Consider the following 246-nt stretch of genomic DNA (forward strand, 5'->3'; position numbering starts at 1 on the left):
GTGGTGAACCTCGGTCCTGGCGGCAGGATCAGTCCGTGCTCGCGCGCCGCGAGAGACAGCATCGTCGAGACGGGAGCGCCGAGATCCACCCATGCGGAGAGCCCTCCGTCGGTCTGCGGCATGCGCACGCCGTCGATGCGTTCGAGTCCCTCGGCGACGGCCGCGCGTCCCGCCGCGAGCCGCGAGCGGACGTTTGCGGTGAGGGCGGGCATCTCGGTGAGGAGCTCGATGGCGATGCACTGCTCC

1 protein-coding gene is annotated in these 246 nt (G+C 71.1%); it reads right to left on the reverse strand.

Annotation, left to right across the window (positions count from 1 at the left end):
* On the reverse strand, window positions 1-246 hold a 246-nt coding region (locus SB658_RS26600), incomplete at both ends, for a hypothetical protein (protein WP_410603495.1).

It is taken from the genome of Bacillus sp. SIMBA_008, assembly GCF_046535495.1.
GTDB classification, from domain to species: Bacteria; Bacillota; Bacilli; order Bacillales; family Bacillaceae; genus Bacillus; species Bacillus subtilis.